This is a genomic window from Shewanella sp. BJSY2023SW007 (assembly GCF_047314525.1).
Classification (GTDB): domain Bacteria; phylum Pseudomonadota; class Gammaproteobacteria; order Enterobacterales; family Shewanellaceae; genus Shewanella; species Shewanella chilikensis.
On sequence record NZ_JBKORL010000093.1, the window covers coordinates 1 to 2,699 of the forward strand.

Annotated in this window: 2 protein-coding genes; both read right to left on the bottom strand. The window is 42.1% G+C overall.

The genetic code is table 11. The features are described 5' to 3' along the window. Positions 1–5: 5 nt before the first annotated feature. Positions 6–1,211, bottom strand: a complete 1,206-nt coding sequence (locus ACMHXE_RS16195; protein ID WP_117199825.1) for an IS256 family transposase — start codon at positions 1,209–1,211, stop codon at positions 6–8. 147 nt (positions 1,212–1,358) lie between these two features. Beyond that, positions 1,359–2,357, bottom strand: a complete 999-nt coding sequence (locus ACMHXE_RS16200) for a DUF262 domain-containing protein (protein ID WP_101057799.1) — start codon at positions 2,355–2,357, stop codon at positions 1,359–1,361. Positions 2,358–2,699 lie beyond the last annotated feature (342 nt).

Sequence of the window (2,699 nt, forward strand, 5' to 3'; positions counted from 1 at the left end):
AAAAATCACAGATCGATGTGAGCATCCAGTCGTCCTTCAAAATGGATGGACAGCTGAGATAGCGTTAAATTCCAGTTTTGAATCGGGTGTGACCACCGCTCCTGAGCCTTCAATATACCGGCGTAGAGCAGTTTGAGTAAACTGTTCTCGTTGGCAAAACCACCCTTGGTTTTCGTCAGTTTACGAAACTGACGATGTACGGCCTCAACCGCGTTCGTGGTGTAGATAGCCTTACGCACGTATTCCGGGTACTTAAAATAGGTCGATAACAGCGCCCACTTGTTGCGCCAGGACTTGATGACCACAGGATATTTGTCGCCCCATTTGGCTTCCAGCTCGTCCAGCGCCATCTCAGCTGCATTGAGGGTTGTGGCTTTATAGACACACTTTAAATCAGCCATAAACGCCTTCTGGTTTTTAGACGCTACGTATTTCATTGAGTTACGAATTTGATGAATGATGCATGACTGCACCTCTGTATGTGGGTAAATGGTTTCAATGGCTTCAGGGAAGCCTTTAAGGCCATCGACACAGGCAATCAGGATGTCTTTAATTCCGCGACTATGAAGATCGGTTAGTATACTTAGCCACTGATGTGCACCTTCAGTGTCTGAGATATACAAGCCCAACAGCTCCTTTTTTCCTTCTACATTGAGCGCCAGAATGGTGTACACAGCTTTGCTGACAAAGCGGCCATTCTCTTTGATTTTATAGTGAATAGCATCAAGCCAGAGGATGGGATACAGGGCTTCTAAATCACGTTCACGCCAAGCCTGAAGCTCAGGTAGCAGTTTATCAGTAATGGCGCTAATGGTGCCATTGGGGACTTCAATGCCGTAGATATCGGCGATATGGGCACGAATATCCTGATAACTTGTGCCCAGTGAAAATAGCGCAATGATTTTCCGCTCCATCTCATCGGTCAGGTATGTCTGGTTCTTTTTTACAACTTGAGGCTCGAAGGTGCCATCTCGGTCACGCGGAGTATGCAGCTCAAAGCTACCGGTAGCGGTCTTCAGTGTCTTACTGGTCTTGCCATTTCTGCGATTACCAGGCTGCTTATCTTCAAGATGTTGGTCGAGCTCAACATTGAGGGCCGCTTCAGTAAGCTGTTTAATGAGTGGGGTGAGAATACCATCTTTGCCGGTCAGGTCTTTACCTGCACGCAGAGCTTCAATGGCGGCTTCCATGTCGAATGTAGGTTTGGTCATTTGAATATCCTTTTGGGTGTATATTACTCAAATGACACAGATTTATGAACACTACCAGGGCGCGGCATAATAACCTCCTTGTTAAATGCTTAAACAAAGCATAGTCGGGGGCTAACTACCGTACCATTAATGCTGGGTGTCCATTTTTTATTTATCTCTACCTAAAATGTATTTAGAAAATATTCTAGCGCGTTCTACCCTAGCTTTTCGTCCTGTAGTTCCTGAATACATATACGAGTAAAAAATGCTGTAGTCAGAACCTTTTTCGTCTTTCTTTTCGAATACATCTTTATCGAACTGAATGAGCTTATCTCTGAAATTATCTGGCAAAGCTCCTAGGTTGAAACAAATCTCTGAAACAAAAGTAAAAAAGCAAGACTTGCGGAACCAGACTGAATCTAGAGGAAGGTCCAAATCCTCAATAATGGCAAATGTTTTTAGTAAGTTTGACCTTAGATGAGAAGAGTTTTTGAATTCATCATTGAACTTTGAAATTGTCTTTTCAATTTCGGTATCTCTATTGAAATATCCACCAATCTCCACAGTCGACATAACTAGAAGTAAAAAATGCAAATCTGCCATTCTAGTAAATTCAGACTCATGGAATACACCATATTTCTCTAGTGAAACACTTTCTAAAATCTCTTTGGCAGTTTTTATAAATTCTCCATCATAAACTGCATTGTGTATTTCCACATCTTCAAGTTTAAACTTTGTTAGATTAATTCTTCTAAATATCTCTCTTATAACCTCTTCTTTAACCTTGCCTATATCTCTGAAAACGACATTGTACCCTAGAAAGTCAATTCTCTTATCTTCGTTCAAAGAATCAAAGGGCTGTATTTTTTTAAGTGGCTTATCAAAATTATTTTCGATGTAGTTCTTTATCGTCGTTAACCGCTGCTGCCCATCAATAACATGCTGGGTGGTTTTTAATTTTTTTGTGTCAAGTGAACCTTCACAAACATAAATTTCTGGAAAAGGAAAGCCGCCAAGTATGGTTTCAATAAATTCCTCTTGGTGCTCTTGTGTCCAAACAAACTTTCGTTGAAAATCTGGGCGTAGAACCAACTTACCAGATTCAATATCTTGATATAAGTCAGCGATTTTTGGCGTAGTAACCGACGGTTTTATTTGATTAGCCATTTACTGACTCCTTAATTAAAAAATCAAGCCACCCATTATAAAACAATAACCTAATCTTCTTTCAGTCTGCGTTCAAGCACCGCTAGATGATCTGAGCCCCCGGAGGCCGAAAGATAGCCGTGAGTTGCAGAGGTTTGATAAAATCGAACCGATTTCACGCAAAAATGCGAGATTTGAGCCGTGCTAGCCCTACCCATGGTTTAGGGGATTTCAATGACTGCGGTTGAGATAGAGTGGGGTTCAAGCTGTTTGAAAGTACTGGCAACTGGTTGCAAAATGCCGTCGTCGCTTCTCCAAGTGTTCGCAGTAGCAGCTGAGCTCTTGCAAGGTGCCTACCGGCCC

Bases quoted from the DNA above. Each gene is read 5' to 3' on its own strand.
- ACMHXE_RS16195 (WP_117199825.1), bottom strand. From the start codon at position 1,211: ATGACCAAACCTACATTCGACATGGAAGCCGCCATTGAAGCTCTGCGT.
- ACMHXE_RS16200 (WP_101057799.1), bottom strand. From the start codon at position 2,357: ATGGCTAATCAAATAAAACCGTCGGTTACTACGCCAAAAATCGCTGAC.